We start from the raw sequence: 1136 nt of genomic DNA, 5'->3' as shown, positions 1-1136 counted from the left end.
CCCGCAGGCGGGAGAGGGGCTAGTGCACTGCGAGCGCGAGCGGTCCGAGCCCCTCTCCCGCCTGCGGGAGAGGGGGCTAGTGCACTACGAGCCGATGCATTGCTAGCCCCTCTCCCGCCTGCGGGAGAGGGGCTGGGGTGAGGGGAAGCTTCTAGCAAGCGAACCCAAAGCAAACTCAAAGCAAACCCAAAGCAGGCCCAAAGCAGGCCCAAAGCAGGCCACAAGCAAACCCAGGGCAAACGCCAAGCCAAAAAAAGGCCCGCATCGCTGCGGGCCTCAAATAACGCTACCAACAAAACTATCAGTGAATCTTCGCCAGATCATCGATCAGCACGCGCAGGAAGCGCGCTGCTTCGCCGCCGGTGCAGGCGCGGTGATCGAAGGTGACCGACAACGGGATGACCTTGTGGGTTTCAATGCCGCCCATCACCGGAGTGACCTGGAAGCGGGCACGGCCGGCGGCAACGATGGCCACGCACGGCGGTACGACCACCGGGGTGGCGTAGCGACCAGCGAACATGCCGAAGTTGGACAGGCTGATGGTGTAGCCGCTCAGTTCCGACGGTGCGATCGAGCGGTCTTCCACCTGCTGGCGCAGACGGTTGATGCCCTCGCGCACGCCGCGTGCATCGAGCATGTCGGCATTGCGCAGGGCCGGCACGAACAGGCCGTCGTCGGTGTCCACGGCGATGCCGATGTCGACCTGGGCGTGCAGGGTGCGGGTCAGGTTGTCACCGTCGAACCAGGCATTCATTGCCGGCACCGCCTGGCAGGCGCTGACGATGGCACGGACCAGGCGTGAGGTCATGTCGTTGCCCGGCGCCCAGGCATGGATGTCGGCGTCGTCGCTGAGCGTGGTCGGCACGACCTTGCTGTGCGCATCGGCCATCACCCGCGCCATGTTGCGACGCACGCCCTTGAGCGGTTCCGGCTGGCCCTTGGCGACCACACCCGGAGGGGCGGTACGCATCGGCTTGCCGGCGGCGGAGAGCGGGGTGCGTGCACTTGAGCCCCTCTCCCCCTGGGAGAGGGGTTGGGGTGAGGGTGCGGCAGCTGCGATGGAGGTCGGGGGCGCCCCCCCCCCCCCCCCCCCCCCCGGGGGGCGGGGGCGCTGACGAGTGCATTTATAAGAAAAA

General features: G+C 66.9%; 1 protein-coding gene. It reads right to left on the bottom strand.

Translation table 11 applies throughout. The features are described 5' to 3' along the window. Positions 1–301: 301 nt before the first annotated feature. Positions 302–1136, bottom strand: an 835-nt coding sequence (locus tag QMX78_RS21435; protein ID WP_282273478.1) for a dihydrolipoamide acetyltransferase family protein, incomplete at its 5' end; no start/stop codon positions are given.

It is taken from the genome of Stenotrophomonas sp. PS02298 (genome assembly GCF_029959445.1).
Lineage (GTDB): Bacteria > Pseudomonadota > Gammaproteobacteria > Xanthomonadales > Xanthomonadaceae > Stenotrophomonas.
This window is presented reverse-complemented; position numbering and strand designations above follow the sequence as displayed.